13 protein-coding genes are annotated in these 16,684 nt (G+C 61.8%); all 13 read right to left on the reverse strand.

Annotation, left to right across the window (positions count from 1 at the left end):
* Positions 1-377: 377 nt before the first annotated feature.
* Complete coding sequence (gene pgaD, locus ACLBW8_RS25200; RefSeq protein WP_447806569.1) at positions 378-860, reverse strand: poly-beta-1,6-N-acetyl-D-glucosamine biosynthesis protein PgaD; 483 nt, start codon at positions 858-860, stop codon at positions 378-380.
* Between the two features lie 2 nt (positions 861-862).
* Positions 863-2,203 (reverse strand): poly-beta-1,6-N-acetyl-D-glucosamine synthase, encoded by a 1,341-nt coding sequence (gene pgaC / locus ACLBW8_RS25205; protein WP_064450120.1) that lies wholly within the window; start codon positions 2,201-2,203, stop codon positions 863-865.
* Between the two features lie 2 nt (positions 2,204-2,205).
* Positions 2,206-4,203: a poly-beta-1,6-N-acetyl-D-glucosamine N-deacetylase PgaB gene (gene pgaB / locus ACLBW8_RS25210; protein WP_262666707.1), complete on the reverse strand. Its 1,998-nt coding sequence runs from the start codon at positions 4,201-4,203 to the stop codon at positions 2,206-2,208.
* 12 nt (positions 4,204-4,215) lie between these two features.
* Positions 4,216-6,696, reverse strand: coding sequence for a poly-beta-1,6 N-acetyl-D-glucosamine export porin PgaA (gene pgaA, locus ACLBW8_RS25215; RefSeq protein ID WP_064450118.1), 2,481 nt, complete (start codon positions 6,694-6,696; stop codon positions 4,216-4,218).
* A gap of 300 nt (positions 6,697-6,996) precedes the next feature.
* On the reverse strand, positions 6,997-8,493 hold the full coding sequence (locus tag ACLBW8_RS25220) for a YdgA family protein (protein WP_447806570.1): 1,497 nt from the start codon (positions 8,491-8,493) through the stop codon (positions 6,997-6,999).
* A gap of 147 nt (positions 8,494-8,640) precedes the next feature.
* Positions 8,641-9,273, reverse strand: a complete 633-nt coding sequence (locus tag ACLBW8_RS25225) for a hypothetical protein (RefSeq protein ID WP_064450116.1) — start codon at positions 9,271-9,273, stop codon at positions 8,641-8,643.
* A gap of 96 nt (positions 9,274-9,369) precedes the next feature.
* Positions 9,370-10,818 carry an efflux transporter outer membrane subunit gene (locus ACLBW8_RS25230; protein ID WP_064450115.1) on the reverse strand — a complete coding sequence of 483 codons (1,449 nt, stop codon included), beginning with the start codon at positions 10,816-10,818 and terminating at the stop codon, positions 9,370-9,372.
* Positions 10,815-11,723 carry an efflux RND transporter periplasmic adaptor subunit gene (locus ACLBW8_RS25235; RefSeq protein WP_128591899.1) on the reverse strand — a complete coding sequence of 303 codons (909 nt, stop codon included), beginning with the start codon at positions 11,721-11,723 and terminating at the stop codon, positions 10,815-10,817. Before ACLBW8_RS25235 ends, ACLBW8_RS25230 begins: the two co-directional genes overlap by 4 nt.
* Complete coding sequence (locus tag ACLBW8_RS25240; RefSeq protein ID WP_016969155.1) at positions 11,720-11,929, reverse strand: DUF1656 domain-containing protein; 210 nt, start codon at positions 11,927-11,929, stop codon at positions 11,720-11,722. The genes ACLBW8_RS25235 and ACLBW8_RS25240 overlap by 4 nt, the downstream gene beginning before the upstream one ends.
* On the reverse strand, positions 11,926-14,004 hold the full coding sequence (locus tag ACLBW8_RS25245; RefSeq protein ID WP_064450113.1) for an FUSC family protein: 2,079 nt from the start codon (positions 14,002-14,004) through the stop codon (positions 11,926-11,928). Before ACLBW8_RS25245 ends, ACLBW8_RS25240 begins: the two co-directional genes overlap by 4 nt.
* The gene (locus tag ACLBW8_RS25250) at positions 14,001-14,420 is read right to left on the reverse strand and encodes a MarR family winged helix-turn-helix transcriptional regulator (protein ID WP_064450112.1); all 420 of its coding nucleotides are present in this window, start codon (positions 14,418-14,420) and stop codon (positions 14,001-14,003) included. Before ACLBW8_RS25250 ends, ACLBW8_RS25245 begins: the two co-directional genes overlap by 4 nt.
* 384 nt (positions 14,421-14,804) lie before the next feature.
* Entirely contained in the window at positions 14,805-15,050 is a 246-nt protein-coding gene (locus tag ACLBW8_RS25255; RefSeq protein WP_221293607.1) for a DUF2789 domain-containing protein, read from the reverse strand.
* Positions 15,051-15,140: 90 nt separating this feature from the next.
* The gene (locus tag ACLBW8_RS25260; RefSeq protein WP_064450110.1) at positions 15,141-16,655 is read right to left on the reverse strand and encodes a TolC family protein; all 1,515 of its coding nucleotides are present in this window, start codon (positions 16,653-16,655) and stop codon (positions 15,141-15,143) included.
* Between the last annotated feature and the right edge of the window lie 29 nt (positions 16,656-16,684).

Here is a 16,684-nt window from a genome sequence, read left to right on the forward strand (position 1 = left end):
TGCACATTCGCCAACATTAGTTAGGCAACACTTTGATTAATAACAATAAAGAATTATCAAAAAGAGCTTGAGCCTGTCGTTGAAACTTTTTATTCCGACAAGCGGCAACTGTTTTGATAGTCATTCGGCAAAGAAGTGACAAGCGGCCATTATTTAGCCATCAACTGCTTTCCGAGTTAGCTTAGTGCGGGGGAATACAGAAAAGTTCGCGGGAGTTTTGTGAATTGGATCCCATTTATCGGAATTCCAAGCGACGCCGGTGGAATGTGGGAGCTGGCTTGCCTGCGATGGCGGCGTGTCAGGTATTTAGTGGTTGTTGGCCCACCGCTATCGCAGGCAAGCCAGCTCCCACAGGGGTCTTGGGTGCTTTGGAATTTCTAGCCCGCGCCTTTGTCTTTTTCTGCGCCGGGCACCAGGCTCAGGCCCGGGCGCTCCACGTCGCGCGAAACATGGGCCTTCACGTCCTCCACACCGCCGTCTTCGTCATTGTGGATCACCAGCACACCCGGCTTGCGAAACTGCTCCAGGTGGCCGTCGCCCAGGTTGAAACTTTCACTCAGGCTCTTGTCGCTGAGCGCATTCGCCTCGGCGCGACGCTGGGCGAACTTGCGCCCGCGACGTTGTTGATAGCGCGCCCAACTGATCAGGATCAACGCATTGAACAAGGCGATCCACAGGTAGATCTGCAAGGTGTTGAGCGCGGCAAAAATCGGCGCTTCGATGCGTGGGCCGCCATGGGTTTCCAGCATCGCGCTAATCCCGCGCGCCAACAGCCAAACCAGCCCGCCCCACGCCAATAGCGTGAGCAGCACATCGATGATCCACATCAGGGTGTTCTGGCGAGTTCTGACCAGTTTCATGATCACGCCTCCTCTTCACTGGGTTTGATGCCGCGATCCGGGCTGACCCAACGCGCACGCTTCTGATGCTGGTTAAACAGCACCTTGGGAAAGCTGACCAGGGTGGTGAGCAGGCTGATCAGCCAGAACACCATCGGGTACCACACGGTCCAGAACAGGCTTTTCCACAGGTCTTTCTCATAGCGCCGGTCGATCAGGATGCTCACCGCAAACTGCAGCAGGCAGACCATCGCCAGCACCAGGCCGGTAAAGGCCGGTGGCACCAGGGAGTCGACGGCGATCGCCTGTGGCAGCACCACGAATTTGCCCACGCCCCAGAAAATCACCGAGAGCAGGAAGGTGAAGGCCCAACCGGTGGACAGGCAGTATTCGAACAGCAGCGGCCACAGGTAGCGATGGCGCCATTGCCAGATGCCACGGATGTTCTTGAACAGCACCTCGGCACCGCCCTGGGCCCAGCGCAGGCGTTGTTTCCACAGGCCGCCGACGGTTTCGGGCATCAGGATCCAGCACAGGGCGCGGGGCTCGTAGAAGATCGCCCAGTGGTCGAGTTGCAGCTTCCAACTGACATCGATGTCCTCGGTGATCATGTCGGTGCTCCAGTAGTCGATGCGGTCCAGGGCTTTCTTGCGAAACGCCACCACCACACCGGACACCGTGAAGATCCGGCCGAACACGCGCTGGGTACGCTTGATCAAACCGATGATCGAAGAGAACTCGCCCACCTGCACCCGGCCGATTAAGGTTGAGCGCGTGCGGATGCGTGGGTTGCCGGTCACGGCGCCCAGGCGCGGGTTGTCGAGCATCGGAGCGACCATATACGCCGCCGCGTTTTTATCGAGCAAGGCATCGCCGTCGATGCACACCAGGTACTCACTGCGCGCGGCCACGGCGCCCATGCGCAAGGCCACCGCCTTGCCCTGGTTCTGCGCCAGGTGCAGCACCCGCAGGCGTGGGTGTTGCAAGGCCAGGGCGTCGAGCACCGCGGCGGTGTTGTCCTTGGAGCCGTCGTTGACGGCGATGACTTCGATATTCGGGTACAGTTGGTTCAGGGCCGCATGAATGGTGTCGGCGGCGTTATCGCCCTCGTTGTAGCAAGGGATGATGATCGAGATCAGCGGGTTGCCGGCCAGGGTTGGTGCTGGCGTGTCTTCCTTCCACGGCCAGTGACGCTCCCAGTGCAGCCAGAAATACAGGCCGCCGGCAATCCACAGTGCCGACATGAACAACGGGTAGAAAAACACGAAGTCCATCAGGAACTGCCCGGTGACCAGGAAAATCAGGCCAAGGGGCACGCCCAACACCAACGCCAACACGAATAAAGCCAGGATTCTGTCGAACATGGTCAAGGGTTCCATTGGTTGGAAAGGGCCGGACGTACTGTCTTCAGGTCCGGTGAGTTTTCCAGGAAGTTATCCGGGTAGTAGCCAAAGCTCCTGACCCCCTGGCGTTTGAGCACCCCCATCCATTCAGCCATCTGCGCGCCGCTGATATCGGGCGCCTCTTTGGTCCGCCAGTCTTTGGCTTGCAATTCGAACACGGTGCGCTGCAAGGCGTCGGGACGTGCCTTGACCGTGGCCACCAGCTTTTCCAGCCAGGCATTGGAGTTCTTCAGCGTCTCGCCTTCCATCAGCGGCATGGCCATCGGCGCGGTCCAGTCGTAGGTCTGGAGGAAGTCATCGAGGTTCTGCGCGAACCAGGCTTCGCTGCCAGGGTTGAGCATCGGCTCGGCGAAGATGTTGCGCGCGGTCTGCACCTGCGGCCCGCGAATGGCGCGGACTTTACCGGCCAGCTCCTGGGTGAAGTCGATCAGGTAGCGGCTCTTGAAGCGTGTCCAGCGCTGCATCACGGCCGGGTCGGCGCGCAATGCGCCAATGCTGCTCGGCAGGCCGTTGGCGGCATAGGCTTTGAGCGCGGCCGGGCTGGCGTCTTCGAAGTCCGAGAAGAGTGCGTCGTCGTGGAACAGCACGCCATCGATGGCGGTGTTGCGCGCCAGGTCTTCGTAGATCTCGCCGATCTGCTGGCGCACCTTGGGATCAAACGGTGACAGGCGCTTGTACTGGTCGGGGTCGATGCCGACCTGGCCGGTCTGCGGGTCCCAACGGGTAACGCGTGGCAACGCCGGGTCGAGGGCAAAGCTCAGCACCGGCATCCAGGCGAAGATGTTCACGTGGCCACGGGTGCGCAGTTGCCAGGTCACGCGGTTGAACAGGTCGCGGCGCACCGGCAGGTGGCGGTTGGGGAAGTACAGCGAGTGCACCAGGCCATCGCCCTTGGGGTCGGCGAAGGCTTGCAGGAACACGGTGCTGGCGCCCATGTCGACCACGCGCTGGATCAACTGGTCGAGGTTGCGCGCCTCTTGGGCCGGGTCGGGGTCATAGACATTATCCAGGTCGACGTGCAGCACGCGCATCGAGGTCTTGGCCTGGGTGCCGACAATCGCATTGGCGTAGTGCTCGCCATCCGGGTCGGACGCCACCAGGAAACGCGGGCTGCTCTTGAGGTTGGCGAGGTCGTCGAGGCCATCGTCCAGAGTCAGGGCCATCTGGTAGCCCTGTTCACCCACCACGGCCAACGAAGTGCCATCGGCCGCGCCGTAAGGCCACACCCACACGCGCGGAGCCTTGCCGGTAACGGCCCGCAGTTTGTTGGAAATGGCGGTTACGTCGGCGCGCATCCGCGCCTGGAACTGGGCTTCGGTTTCGTATTTGCCGGTGGCGGCATCGTATCGACGTGTCGCGGCGGCCGGCTCCAGGTTGCCCTGCGGGTTGGCCAGAATGCCCATGTGGCTGGCGTCGGTATGGGCGGCGATTTCCACCAGGTTCGATTTGGAAACTTCGCGCACTTGCTCCCAGGTCAGGAAGTCGGAACGGGCGCGCGGCGTGCCGGCAAAATCCACCGGTTTGTTCAAGGGCGTGTCGATCCAATACCCGACCGGCGCCAGGATTACCGGCCAGTTATAGGCACGCAAAATCGGCATCACACGGGTATAGAAGCTTGAGTAACCATCGTCGAAGCTGAGCATGATGGCTTTGGGCGGCAGCTCACGCCCACCGCTGCGTGCCGCCAGGATCTGGTCGACGCTGACCGCCTGGTAACCGTTTTCGCGCAGCCAGGCCAACTGGTCGATCAAACGCTCGGTGCGCACCGCCACCACGGCCTGATCGGGGTCGCGATCTTCGACGTCGTGGTAGGCGATGCCCAGGAAGTGGTTTTTCGGCCACGGCGCTTCGCGTGCCGGTATCGGCCGCTCGGCGGGGGGAGTATAGGGCGCGGGTTGCTGGGCGCAGGCACCGGCCAGCAATACACCCAGGACCAACAAGCAACGGCTGAGGACAGTCATGGTCAGACTCTTTTAGAAACGGTAAATGAGGTCGACGAGCAGGCGCAGATCGCGTTCGCGAACGCCGTCGTAAGGTCGGCTGATCAGGCTCAGGTTGGCGCCGGCTTCGAGTACGTCGTTCCAGCGAACGCGTTGGCCGTAGCCGATCAAACCAACGCCACCGGTGGAATAATCCCGCTGGCTGTACGTACCTGCACCGACCTGGAACTGCTGACTCCACTGGGTCTCGTAGCGGTGATAGAGCACATGGTTGACCGTGACGGTGGGCAACACGCTGAAGTCCGATTTCGGGTTGAAATACACCACGTCTTCCTTCGAGTTGCGGCTGGCACCGACCTCCAGGCCCAAGTCCACTTGCACGTGCGGCGAGCTGTAGATGCCCTCGCGCCCGGTCAGCAACGCTTCGAGCCGGTTGTTGCCGTCGCTGAAACGGGACGGGCTGAGGGACAGTTTCCATTCGCGGCTTTCATTCGCACGCCAGCGGATAAACCCGCTGCCGCCGTTGGCCGTGACATCGGCATTCAAGGCCCGCAGCGGCGTGCTGGCCAGGAGGTAGCCGAGGCTGCCGCCGTACTGCCAGTTGTCGTTGATATCGCGGGCAATCGACACGCTTGCGCCTTGTTTGGAGCCATAGCCGTAGGAGTGGTTGGAGACTTCGGCTTGCAGGGTCATGTCGCGGGTACGCTGCTCCACGCCGACGCGCTGCCAGCGGTGCTGGCCGGTACCTTCGGTAAAGTCGGCGGTGGCATAACCGGCTCCGGCGAAGACCCGCCAGTCTTCGTCGATGGGCGGGCTGTAGAGCACGCTTTCGATGCCCCAATCACGGCTACCGGCGACCGCGCCGACGTCGCCGTTATTGCCCCCGCCATAGCTTTTACCGGTGTAGGCCTCAACGCGCAGTTCAGCCATGTCGTGCACATCGCGCAGACGGCTGAGGCGCTGCACCTGGCGGCTGTCCGGGTTACGGGCCAGCACGTCATCGGTCAGCGCGTCCATTTGGCGCCATTCCTGAAGGTCCATGGCGGTGTAGGCCTGGGACACTTCCAGGCCGATATCACGCGGGACCTGGGTTTCGGTTTCCTTGAGGGCGCCTTCGGCCCGGCGTGGCCAATCACGGGCGCGGTACATGTCAGCCTGGGCCAGGCGCAGGCCGACGTTGCCCGGGGCTTTTTGCACCAGTGCCTCAAGGCCGGTTTCACTGCCCGGCAGGTCACCTCCGTAGGTGCCGGCCTGGGCCGCCAGCTGTTGCGCGTCCATCCAACTGTCGTTGGGGTTGCCGATGGGCAAGCCCTTGAGTTCGACGCGAGGTTTCTGAGTGGTGGCCAGGCTGTTGGCGACGTCGCGCGCTTCCATCACTTTGTCGCTTTCGAGCAGGGCGTAGAACAACGCGGTGCTGTCTTCAACGTGATCGCCAGGGTCGGCATCCGGCGCAGTCAGCACACTGCGATACAACGGCTCGGCTTTTTCCGGCTGGCGCTGGTCGAGGTAAGACGCGGCGACCCAACGCACGGCGTAGGTCGGCAATTGCACGCCTTCACCAGTGAGGGTTTCGTACTCGCGTATCACATCGGCGGTGCGTGCCCGCGCCTTGAGGGCGCCCAGGCGGTCGATGCGCCAGCGCACCACGTCGTCATGGGCGCTGGCGTCCGGGGTCCAGCGCGCGAGCAGTTTGTCGTAATCGTTGAGGGCGCGGTCGGCGACCACGTAGCGTTCTTTTTCGGTACGCGTGGCGAACTCGGCCATGCGCACACGCTCAGCGGCGAGGTCGCCTTCCAGGCGGCGCTGGGTGACCGCGTCCAGCACGCCCGGATGTTTGGCCGACAGGCGCAGAGCGGGCTCCGGCAAGCGAGCCTTTTGCAGGGCGACGATGTATTCGCGGACCACTTCGGGCTTATCACCGGCGCGGATGAAGGCTTGGTCGAATTCGAACAGCGCGTCGTAGTTCAAGCCCGCGCGCGTCAGTGCATAGCCCAGGGCCATGCGGCGGTTCGGATCATCGGGTTGCGCCGCCACCAGCGCGCGCAAGCGTTGCACCGCCTCGGTAGCTTGGCCACCGTCGGCCTGGGTCAGGGCCTGGCCCAGTTGCAGGTCGATATTTTTCGGTTCACGCAGCAATGCCTGCTGATAAACCGCCAAGGCCTGCGGCCACTGCTTTTGATTGCGATACGTGCGCGCGACCGTGGCAAGGGCTTGGGTGGTGAGGTTACGATTTTTGCCCTGAGCCTCGTACACCTTGAGCACTTCGGTGTCTTGACCGGCCCAACCGGCAATCACCAGGTGATCACTGATCTGGCCGGGTGTCTGGCGTTCGGCAGGCAGTTGGCGCAATTGGGTAAGGGCGGGCGTGAAGTTGCCGTTACGCGCCTGGATGATCAGGGCATCGTAGGCCGGGTCGGCCAACGCGAGGCTGGGCATCAGCAGTTGGCTGCACAAGGCGGCCCCGATGAGCAGTCGCAACCGGCCTGAAGCACTGATGGGTAGGTTTCGCAGCATATCGTGAGCTTCCTTACACAAGGAAAGCTGTAACGATAGGTGGTCCTGAGCAAAACGCATCAGGGTGCCGACGTCTAGTGACCCGGCCTAGCTTTCCTGTAGGAACTATCCCTCAGGAACGTAGGCAGAAGGCCAATTCAGAACAATTGTTCAGAATTGCAGGGCCTGCCGGAAATATGAATGTGGGGGCGGACTTGCCCGCGACGATAAGGTGTCAACCGGCATCAACGCCGGTCGTTTGACCCCTGTCGCGAGCCCTTCCGCCCCCACATTATTTATTTCTTACTGATGTAAGAAATCTTACTGCGCGCCGCTGACCGCACCCATTTTGGCCATGACAAAACCAATGAATTGCTCAACGGTCATCTTCTGGCCGTTGAACATCACTTCATTGTTGGCGTAGTGCAGTTTGGAGACCACGTCGGTGCCCACCAGGGTCGCCAGTTGCGTGCCGACCGCCATGCCGCTGACCATCTCGGCAGCCATCTGCGATTGCTGCTCGATGGCTTTAGGGTCGGTCACACCGCCCACTTCGGCTTGCAGGGCGGCAACATCACCAACCATTGGCTTGGACAGGGTCAGGTTGGCGTCCAGCATGGCGATAACTTGTTTGCCCAGCTCAACCGGCGGCAGTTCCATGGACGCAGGCTTGGTCAGGTCCAGCACCAGGTTGAATTTGCTTTCGCCATGGGTGGTTTTCAGCGACAGGTTTTCCACCGCCAGTTGCGGCTTGGCAGCCAGCACCTGGTTGACGTTCGCCTCTGCCAGGGTCTGCTCGGCTTCGGTCAGTTGCAGCTCAGGCACGGGCTGGCCGGCAGCGGCAGCGGCTTGCACCGGTTGCATCTTGTCCTGGTAAAGCTTGGTCAGCACCAGCATTGCCGGGATGTCGACGTTCTTCATGCTCAAGGCCATGGCCGCCGAGCCGACAGGTTTACCCTGGTAACCGATTTCGTCGATTTTGTAGTCGACGCGGCCGGCCAGGTTGTTGTCCTTGGTCTGGCTGGTGTCTTTTTGCTCGAAGCCCTTGAGGGTCAGCACCGCTTTCTGCGGGCCGAAGGTGACCTTGGTGTCGGTCAGCTCAACGGTGTTTTGCCCGGTGTAAAAACCGAAAGTGGATTTTTCCAGCTTACTGGCCACGGTCAGGCCAGCCAGTTCGGCTTCAAACGGCGCACCGTTGGCATCGATCGCGGCGACCTTGAGGCTGTTCATGTAGCCGTCGGCCTTGACCTTCTGGCCCTCGGCGGTGCTGTCGAAGTCCAGGTTGGCGCCGGAGAAACTCACCGAGGACTTGTCGTCCTTGAACTCCAGAGGCAGCAACTCGACGTTGCCGTTGACCGAACGGTTGTAGCCGATATTGGCCACGCCTTTGAGCGGCGACACGTCTTTGCTGGCGACGAACCACTTTTCGGTGGTGGCGTTTTTTTCCAGCGCGTAGTGACTGGTGGCCATGACCGGCAACCATTTCAGCGACACCAGGCGGGAAAACGGCAGCGGGCCGTGTTCGATATGGTCGACAAACAGCAGCTCAGGGTTCGGATTTTCTTCGCCGAAGACGCTGCCTTGGCCCTTGAGACGGTAATGGGCGGTGCTGCTGAACAGGCCACGATCCAGGGAGACCAGCTCCAGGTTCACGGTGCCATCGACGCCGGCCATGGAGGTTTGCAGTTCCTTGTTGGCGTTCTGGATCGCGGTTTGCAGCACCGGCTCCAGCTGCTTACCGGTGTACCAGGCGCCGCCTGCACTGACGACGCCGACGGCGACAACAAAACCCAAAAGAACAACTGCTGGCTTATTCATGAAGTGACCTGATCAAATCCTGTGAGAAGTGGGCTGTCTTCCTTGAACCCCGAGGGGGTTGGCTCAAGCCCGCCGAAACGGGGGGAAGATTAGCACTGGCGGCCGCGAACGGCCCAGCTTTTCAGAGGGGTCAGGTCAGTAGTTGGTTCACGAGTACTCCAATTCGACTTCATCGAGTTGGTGATCGAAACTCTTCAACCGGGCGGTCCAGGTGTACACCAACACCTCAAACTCGCGGTGTATGACGGCATTGCCGGGGGTGTCGGCCTTGGGGTCGCAGAAGTCCAATTGGTAACGTTCGCGGGCCATGGCGTTGGCCACATCGGACAATTCCCGTGCGTTATTCAGCCAATGCCTGCCATCAGCGACCTGCTGGTCGAGCAGCACGCATTGTTTTTTCAGGGCTTCGAGGCTTTTTTCCAGGGGGGTGCCGGTCAGTTCGCCCATGACCTCCTGGAAAGTGCGGCCGGGCTGCCAATAGCTGCCCCAGAAATAACGGTCGAACACGGTTTCAACGCGGCGTAGCGCAACCTTAGTGTCCCAGATCGCCACACGGGTCTTGCCTTGCTCAAGCAGCTTCTTCTTCACCCGTTGATTTTGATAAGACGCCCACGCCACCACACCAATAGACAACGTGCCGATCACCAGGCAGGCACTGTCGAGAAAGACCATGGCCTTGTCGATTTGGTGGGCGAGCATGACGCCGTAGAAATAGGCGGCCGATAACAGCACCAGTGCGAAGAACACGCACCAAAAAGCGGGAGCATAAGGGTTTTTCATTATTGGAATCCCCATGAGCAAACGCGAGCAGTGACAGGTAAGTCGGCCCTCATGCGAAGCGCATGGCGACTCACCTGTCAAAGCATAGCTTTTAGCTCAGGGTTTGCCGGATTGTGACGCTTGCGTTCGTCCGCTTTCCCAACCACCGCCCAACGCCAGGAACAGATCGATCTGGCTCATGGCAACCTGGGTGTTCGCCGCCGCCAGCTGCGCGCGTACATCCGTGTAGGTGCGGGTGGCTTGCAGGTCGGCCAGGAACGACGCGCGGCCGGCCTGGAAGAAGCGGTGCGTCTGCTCCGATGCCTCTTTGGCGGACTCGCCGGCATCGGCCAGCGCATCGCGGCGTTGCAACTGCGCGGTGTATTGCGCAAGGCCGGTCTGGGTTTCGCGGATGGCGTTGAGCACCACCCCGTCGAAGTGCGCCAGGGCGCCCTGGGTCGCGGCTTCAGCTTCGTGAATACGCGCACGGGCACCGTTGGTCGGCACTGACCAACTGATCAGCGGGCCAAAGCCCCAACGGTTAGTGGCCGGCGTGCCCAGGTCATCGAGAAGACCGACGGTGCCTACCGTGGCCCCAATGCTGATGTCCGGGTACAACGCGCCGGTGGCCACGCCGATACGCGCAGTGGCGGCGGCCAGTTGGCGTTCGGCCTGGCGCACGTCCGGGCGGCGTTTGAGCAACGCGGCGCCGTCGCCCACCGGCAGCAGTTGGGCGATGTGCGGCAGCTCGGCGCAGGTGTTGGTGCCTGCCGGCAGTTGGTTCACCGGCTTGGCGAGCAGCATCGACAAGCGGAACAAGCCCGCCTGGCGCGACGCTTCATAGCGCGGCATGTCGGCGCGCAAGGATTTGTATTGGGTCTGCGAGCGGGTCACCTGGGTTTCATCGCCACGCCCGGCGTCGCGCAGGCGTTGGGTCAGCTTGGTGCTCTGGCCTTGCAGGTCAAGGGATTGGTTGGCAATCGCCAGCTCTTCGTTGGCTGCGCACACTTGGGTGTAGGAACGCACCACGTCTGCCACCAGGGTGATTCGCGCGACATCGGCAGCCGCCTGCGCCGCGTCGGCGCTGGCCTGGGCGCTTTCAATGCCGCGTTGCAAGGTGCCGAACAGATCGAACTGATACGAGGTGCTGATACCAACGCTGCCGATATTCCCTACCGGGACTTTTTCCGTCAGCAAAAAGGCTTCACCGGATTCCTGCAGGCGCTGGGCTTCGGCCTTGACCCCGGCGCTCCAACCACCGGCGGATTCAGCCTGTTGCGTCTGGTAGCGTGCGCGTTGCAGGTTGGCAGCGGCCACGCGCAGGTCGGTGTTGGAGGCCATGGCCTGGCGCACCAACTCATCCAGGCGCGGGTCTTTGTACAGCTTCCACCAGTCAGCCGGCACCGGGGCCGACACGACGTTGCTGCCCTCACCCGCAATCTGCCCTTGCAGGTCGCCCCGGTTGATCGCCGACGTTTGCGGCAATTTATAATCCGGGCCTACCACCTGGCACGCCGACAGCAGCACACCCAAGCTGGCCGTGGCCAGCAACGCCGCCGGTTTCATGGTTGTTCTCCCTGCTGCGCGCGATCTTTGGCGGCGCCCCGGTCATCGATGATCGACACCGTGGCCGTGCGCCCGGCGATCATGCGAAAGTCCGCCGGCACATCATCAAAGGCGATCCGCACCGGAATCCGCTGGGCCAGGCGCACCCAACTGAACGCCGGGTTGACGTTGGGCAGCAGGTTGGAGCCGCTGGTGCGGTCACGGTCTTCAATACCGGCGACGATGCTCTGCACATGGCCCTGCAGGCGGGTATTGTCGCCGATCACGCGGATATCCACCGGCATACCGACGTGAATGCCGTCGAGCTTGGTCTCTTCGAAATAGCCGTCGATGTGGAAGGAATTGCTGTCCACCACCGAGAGCACCGGGCGCCCGGCCGTGACGAACTCCTGCGCACGCGGCGCACGGTCGTTGACGTAGCCGTCGACGGGGCTGCGGATCACCGAGCGGTCGAGGTTGAGTTGGGCGGCGTCCACGGTCACTTGCGCCTCGGCCAGGGCCGATTGGGCGCGGGCCACGCGGGACTGGCTTTCCTCCAGTTGCTCACTCGGCACCAAATTGCCGAGGCCACGGTTACGTTTGTTCTCGCGCTGGGCCTGGGCCAATGTTTCCTGACGGTCAGCCACGGCGGCCTGGGCTTGGCGCAGGGCCAGCTTGAAGCGGTCCTGGTCAACGGCGAACAGCACTTGGCCCTTGGCTACCAACTGGTTATCGCGCACGTCCACCTGCTGGATCAACCCGGAGACGTCCGGGGCGATCTGCACAATGTCGGCACGGATATGCCCGTCACGGGTCCAGGGCGCAAACATGTAGTACATGACCATGCGCCACACAACGACGACCGCGAACGTCACGATCAACAGCGTGAGGACGACACGGCCGATGGTCAAAAAAGGTTTTTTCATGTCATCAGGTATCGACTGAGTGAGTCCACCGCGCCCAGCAACAGCGCGTAGAGCCCCACATTGAACAATGCCCGGTGCCAGACCAGGCGATAGAAGTGAATGCGCGTCAACAGCCCGTGCACCACCAGAAACAACACATACGTAATGCCCATCAGCACCAACAGCGTGGGCAGGAACACCCCGCTGATATCCAGATCACCGATCATAAAGGCGCTCCATCAGGTAACGGCGCTTCCCGCTCGGTGCCGTCAATAAATTCCACGCCAGGCAGCAACGACAAGCGCAGGCCAGCCAATGCGTGCAACAGATGCAGGCGGGTGTCTTCTTCATTTTGCAGGCCCTGGCCATTGAGGGCGCGGCGTGTGCGGTCGAGGGTCATCAGCAGACCACCGGGCGCAGGCAAGCGTTCACCGGCCTTGAGGCAGGCCTTGAAGTAACCGCCGACGCCTTCGACCACCTGGTTGAGCAACACCCGTGGCACGCCGTAGATGCGTGGCGAATAGGCCAACAGGTCGAGCAGGTTCAGCGCCACACGCAAATCGCGCAGGGCACTGCCGGTGTCCTGGCCGATGAGGGCCAGGCGCGGCAGGTGCTGCATCAGGCGGTCAAGCATTTGCACGGCCATGTGCCGGTGCTCGGCCAGGGTTGCGGGCTCGGTCAGGCTGACAATGTCGCGCCAGCTGAAACGGGTCAGGCGCTTGGCCGCCAGTTCGGCGCCGAACGGCCGTGCGATCAGCGTCCACACAAAGGCAAACAACAGGCCCACCGGCCCGGCCAGGTTGACGTTGGCGAAGTTCAGGAAGTCCGCGTCGTAGGCGCCCTGAATGCTGATGAACGATGAGGTGTTGACCAGCGTCAGCAGCATGCCCAAGTAAAACCGTGGCTGCACCGTGAGCGTGCCGATGCAGATAAACGGCACCGCAAACGCCAGCACCAGCATCGGAAAATCGTGCAGGTTGGGCAGCACCAGAAACAGATACAGGCTGGCGAACAGCACCGACATCGCGGTCCAGAAAAAGAACCGATAGATCTGCGGCGCCGGGTCGTCCATTGAGGCGAAAAAGCTGCACGCCACGGCGGCCAGAATCACTGCGCTGCCGCCGTCGGTCCAGCCCAGCAGAATCCACAGCACCGAGGCGACGATGATCGCAGTGACGGTGGAAAACGCTGAATAGAACATCAGGCCATGATCGAGAAATGGCTTGAGCCGACCCAGGCGCCAATGGCGGTAGACGGCGCGCCAGGTGTCCTGGCTTTCGCACTGGATGGCGGCTTGCAGGCTGCGGCAGTCTTGCCACAGATCGACCCATTCGCCGAGGCGATACAGCGCGTTGGAAAACAGCAGCGTGTGGCGGTCGTCCAGTGCTTCGCCCTGGGGTTGGGCGGCGTCGATCTTGTCACGCAGTACGCGCCAACGCTCCAGGGGCGCCTCGTCGGTGGTGCTGTCCAGCCAGGCGCTGGCCGCTTGCAGCAAGGGTGTGAACTGATCAAGAAACTCCGGGGCGCGGTGTTCGATGGCGTAGATCGCATCGTCCAGGGCATCGATCACCGGCAGCAGGTGAATCATGCGCCCGCGCAGTTCCTTGGTATTACGCACCGTCTGCGGCCGCGCGCCCTCGTGGGGCAACTGGCCGATCATCAATTCCAGGGTGTTGAAGGTGGCGACCATGCCGCCGCGCAAGGTGCTGATTTCTTCAGGCGCCACGTTGCGCGTCAGAAAGCGCTGGCTATAGACCTGAGCGTCGGCAAACCACTTGGCCACCGAGCCATCAAACACCGGCATCAGGCGCCGCGGCCAGAACATTGCGCCAACTACGGCGGCTACAGCGATGCCGAGGAAAATCTCTTCGGTACGCGCCTCGGCCACATCCCACACCGCCAGTGGGTTATCCACCACCGGCAAGGCAATCAGCGGCAAGGTGTAGCCGGCCAACATCAACGCGTAGTTGTTCGCGGTACGCAGGTGCATGGACAGGAACAGCAAAATGCCCGTCCACAACGCAATCACCACCACCAGCACATACGGCGACTGCACAAACATCGGCACAAAAATCACCGCTGCTGCGGCGCCCATAAAGGTGCCGATAGCGCGATACAGCGCCTTGGAGCTGGTAGGGCCGACAAACGGGCTGGAGACGATATACACGGTGGCCATCGCCCAATACGGACGCGGCATTTGCATGAGCATGGCGATGTACAGGGCGATCATCGACGCCGCAAACGTACGCACACCATAGAACCAGTCGCGGGCCGGCGGGAAACCGGCAAAAAATCCGTTCAAGGCGTTGCAACCTCAGCCGCTTCAAACGCGCGCAGTACGCGCAGCGCGGCCTCAAGATCGCCGTGGGCGATATCTGCCAACACGTCCTTACGCAACCGAACCAGTTGCACTTCCACCGCCTGCACCAGCTCACGGCCACGCTCGGTAAGGCTCAAGGCCTTGGCGCGGCGGTCGTGCACGTCTTCGGTACGGCACACGTAACCGCCACTGCACAGTTGGTCGAGCAGGCGCACCAGCGACGGGCTTTCCATCCCGGACGCCTGGGCGACTTTTACCTGGTGCACACCGTCGCCCAAGCGGCCGATCATCAAGAGCGGCACGGCGCAGGCTTCGGAAATACCGTAGCTCACCAGCGTGGTCTGGCAGATTTTGCGCCAGTTACGGGCGCCCACCACCATGCTGCTGCTGAGGTTCATCTGGAGTTGTTCGAGGGTTTGAGGCACTGGATTGTTCGCATACAGTTAGTTTGCTAACTATCAATATGGTGGATGCATCCAAAGCCGTCAAGTTTTGAAACAAATTTATGGATGGGTGGCGAGAAGGTGAAGGTAAGTAAAGCGGGTTTGAGCGCGAGCGTCGGGTTTTCAGCGACACGACTTCGATGTCTGCAACACCGACGACTACCAGTGGGAGCGGGCTTGCCCGCGATGACGGTGGTTCAGTCAATGCAGATGTCGACTGTCACTGCGCTATCGCGGGCAAGCCCGCTCCCACAGTTGGATCAGCGTTGGCATCCGGCCTGCCGTTCGGCCTGAGCATTGAGGCGGCGCTGGATTTCCTCGGCCCGGAGGAAAGGTTTTTTATAGCCCGCGCCCTTTACGCAACAACACATTCAACTCATCCACCACCTCTGCCCAATCCGCATCGTCCAGAATTTCCTCGCGTAAAAACGCGCTCTGGCTGGGCGTCCAGAAAAACGCATCCGCCAGATGCAGTTCAGGCTTGAGCGGCGAATGCACGGCCACAAACTTCTCAATACTGACCGGGTCATCCGGCAGCCCAAGCTGTTTGAACAGTGACGGCAAGCTGTGCACCGGCAATTCCATGGCGAACTCCTGGGAAGACGTTTCCCAGGAGTCTAGTCCACGCGCCAGCCAGACTGACGACGAGTGAGGCTCGCCGTCAGTGCTGCCTGGCTATTTGGCGACAGCGTGCGGCGCAGGCGTGGTGATGTTGCCGGCGGCCCATGCCGATTCGCGGCTCGCCAACGCCGTGGCGATAGCTTGCACGCGGTCGGAATCCAACTGCTCGGGCAGCGGGTCGAGACCCGCGCTGGCAAAAATCTGGCCGTAGGCGTTGCGCAGGTCGGCGTAGGCCAGGTCGCGCCGCAGGTCGGCCTGCAGCGTATTGAGTTCGCCCTGGATCAGGTCAAGTTCGCCGAGGCCAGCCGCTTCATGACGGTTGCGCAGTTGGGTGAGGATCTGCCCGTCGATGTTGGCCAACTGGTCGTTGGTCTTGAACTGACGCACGGCGTCCTGGTAGTTGGCGTTGGCCACGTAGATTTGTGCCAGCACAGCGATGGACATCGCCTGGCGGCGTGCGGTGGCGACTTCCTCACCGGCCTTGGCAACGTCGATGGCAGCGGGTGCGGAAATCACGTTGAACAGGTTCCAGGTGATCTTGGCGCCGTAGTCGGCCCAGCGATTGTCGGTCAGGAACGAGTTACTGTCGTAGTGCCCGCCGGCCGAGAACTCCAGGCCTGGCAACAGGCGCAGCATGGCTTTGCGGGTCTCGGCGGCACTGATGCGGGTCTGGTAGTCCTGCTCGCGCAATTCCGGGCGGTTAGCCAGGGCTTCCTGTTCCAGGCTGGCCAGGTCGACCTTAAGCTCGGGCACGCTGTAGTTGTCCGGCGTGGCCAGCTTGAGGTCGGTGCCCATAGGCAGGTTGATCAAGGTTGCGAGCTCGGTCTTGGCCAGGGACAACGCGCGGCGCTGTTCCTGCAATTGGCGTGTGGCTTCGATCAGCGCGCGCTGGTAACCGAGGGCCTGCACCGGGTCGCCGATACGCTGCTCGCTCATGCTCTGGCTGTTGGTCTGAGCCTGGTCGACACGCGCCATCAGGCTGTCGATCTGGGTCAGTAAACGTTCGGCCGCCACCGCTCGCCAATAGGCCGAGCGCACGTCCTGGACGATGGTGTTGATCACCTTGCGCCGACGTTCCTGGATGATCAGTCGCTGGTCGCCTTGCTGCTTGGCGCTGATGTAGCTGACGCCGAAGTCGAGCACGTTCCACACCATGGTCAGGTCGGCCACGCGGCGGTCGCGATCCTGGGAGGTCGACGGTTCCAGGGATTGGGTGCCGGTGCGTACGCTTTGGCTGCTGGAGGCGTTGGTGTTGTTGCGCCCGGCGTAACCCGCCGAGAGTGCCATTCGCGGCAGCATGTCAAAACTCGAGAGGTCCGACTGGCGTTTGGCCAGGGCCTCTTCCATCACTTTCAAACGGCCTTCGAGGTTGTATTTGACGGCACGGGCCATGGCCTGGTGCAGCGTCAGCGGGCCGTTCAACGGCTCCTGGTCCTTATACATGCCTTGCAGATCGCTGCGGGCTCGCTGCTCACTGACACTGCGCTCAATCGGCTCACTGGTGACCGCACAACCGCTGATCGCCAGCGCCAGCAAGCTGGCGCCGAACAACTTATGACCTGTTTTCATCCTTGGACTGCCCCTGTTACTGCGCCTTG

The organism is Pseudomonas sp. M5A4_2d (assembly GCF_053345295.1).

What these genes read in the sequence shown, in the direction of transcription:
- pgaD (WP_447806569.1), bottom strand. Translation starts at nt 860, where the DNA reads ATGAAACTGGTCAGAACTCGCCAGAACACCCTGATGTGGATCATCGAT.
- pgaC (WP_064450120.1), bottom strand. Translation starts at nt 2,203, where the DNA reads ATGTTCGACAGAATCCTGGCTTTATTCGTGTTGGCGTTGGTGTTGGGC.
- pgaB (WP_262666707.1), bottom strand. Translation starts at nt 4,203, where the DNA reads ATGACTGTCCTCAGCCGTTGCTTGTTGGTCCTGGGTGTATTGCTGGCC.
- pgaA (WP_064450118.1), bottom strand. Translation starts at nt 6,696, where the DNA reads ATGCTGCGAAACCTACCCATCAGTGCTTCAGGCCGGTTGCGACTGCTC.
- ACLBW8_RS25220 (WP_447806570.1), bottom strand. Translation starts at nt 8,493, where the DNA reads ATGAATAAGCCAGCAGTTGTTCTTTTGGGTTTTGTTGTCGCCGTCGGC.
- ACLBW8_RS25225 (WP_064450116.1), bottom strand. Translation starts at nt 9,273, where the DNA reads ATGAAAAACCCTTATGCTCCCGCTTTTTGGTGCGTGTTCTTCGCACTG.
- ACLBW8_RS25230 (WP_064450115.1), bottom strand. Translation starts at nt 10,818, where the DNA reads ATGAAACCGGCGGCGTTGCTGGCCACGGCCAGCTTGGGTGTGCTGCTG.
- ACLBW8_RS25235 (WP_128591899.1), bottom strand. Translation starts at nt 11,723, where the DNA reads ATGAAAAAACCTTTTTTGACCATCGGCCGTGTCGTCCTCACGCTGTTG.
- ACLBW8_RS25240 (WP_016969155.1), bottom strand. Translation starts at nt 11,929, where the DNA reads ATGATCGGTGATCTGGATATCAGCGGGGTGTTCCTGCCCACGCTGTTG.
- ACLBW8_RS25250 (WP_064450112.1), bottom strand. Translation starts at nt 14,420, where the DNA reads ATGAACCTCAGCAGCAGCATGGTGGTGGGCGCCCGTAACTGGCGCAAA.
- ACLBW8_RS25255 (WP_221293607.1), bottom strand. Translation starts at nt 15,050, where the DNA reads ATGGAATTGCCGGTGCACAGCTTGCCGTCACTGTTCAAACAGCTTGGG.
- ACLBW8_RS25260 (WP_064450110.1), bottom strand. Translation starts at nt 16,655, where the DNA reads ATGAAAACAGGTCATAAGTTGTTCGGCGCCAGCTTGCTGGCGCTGGCG.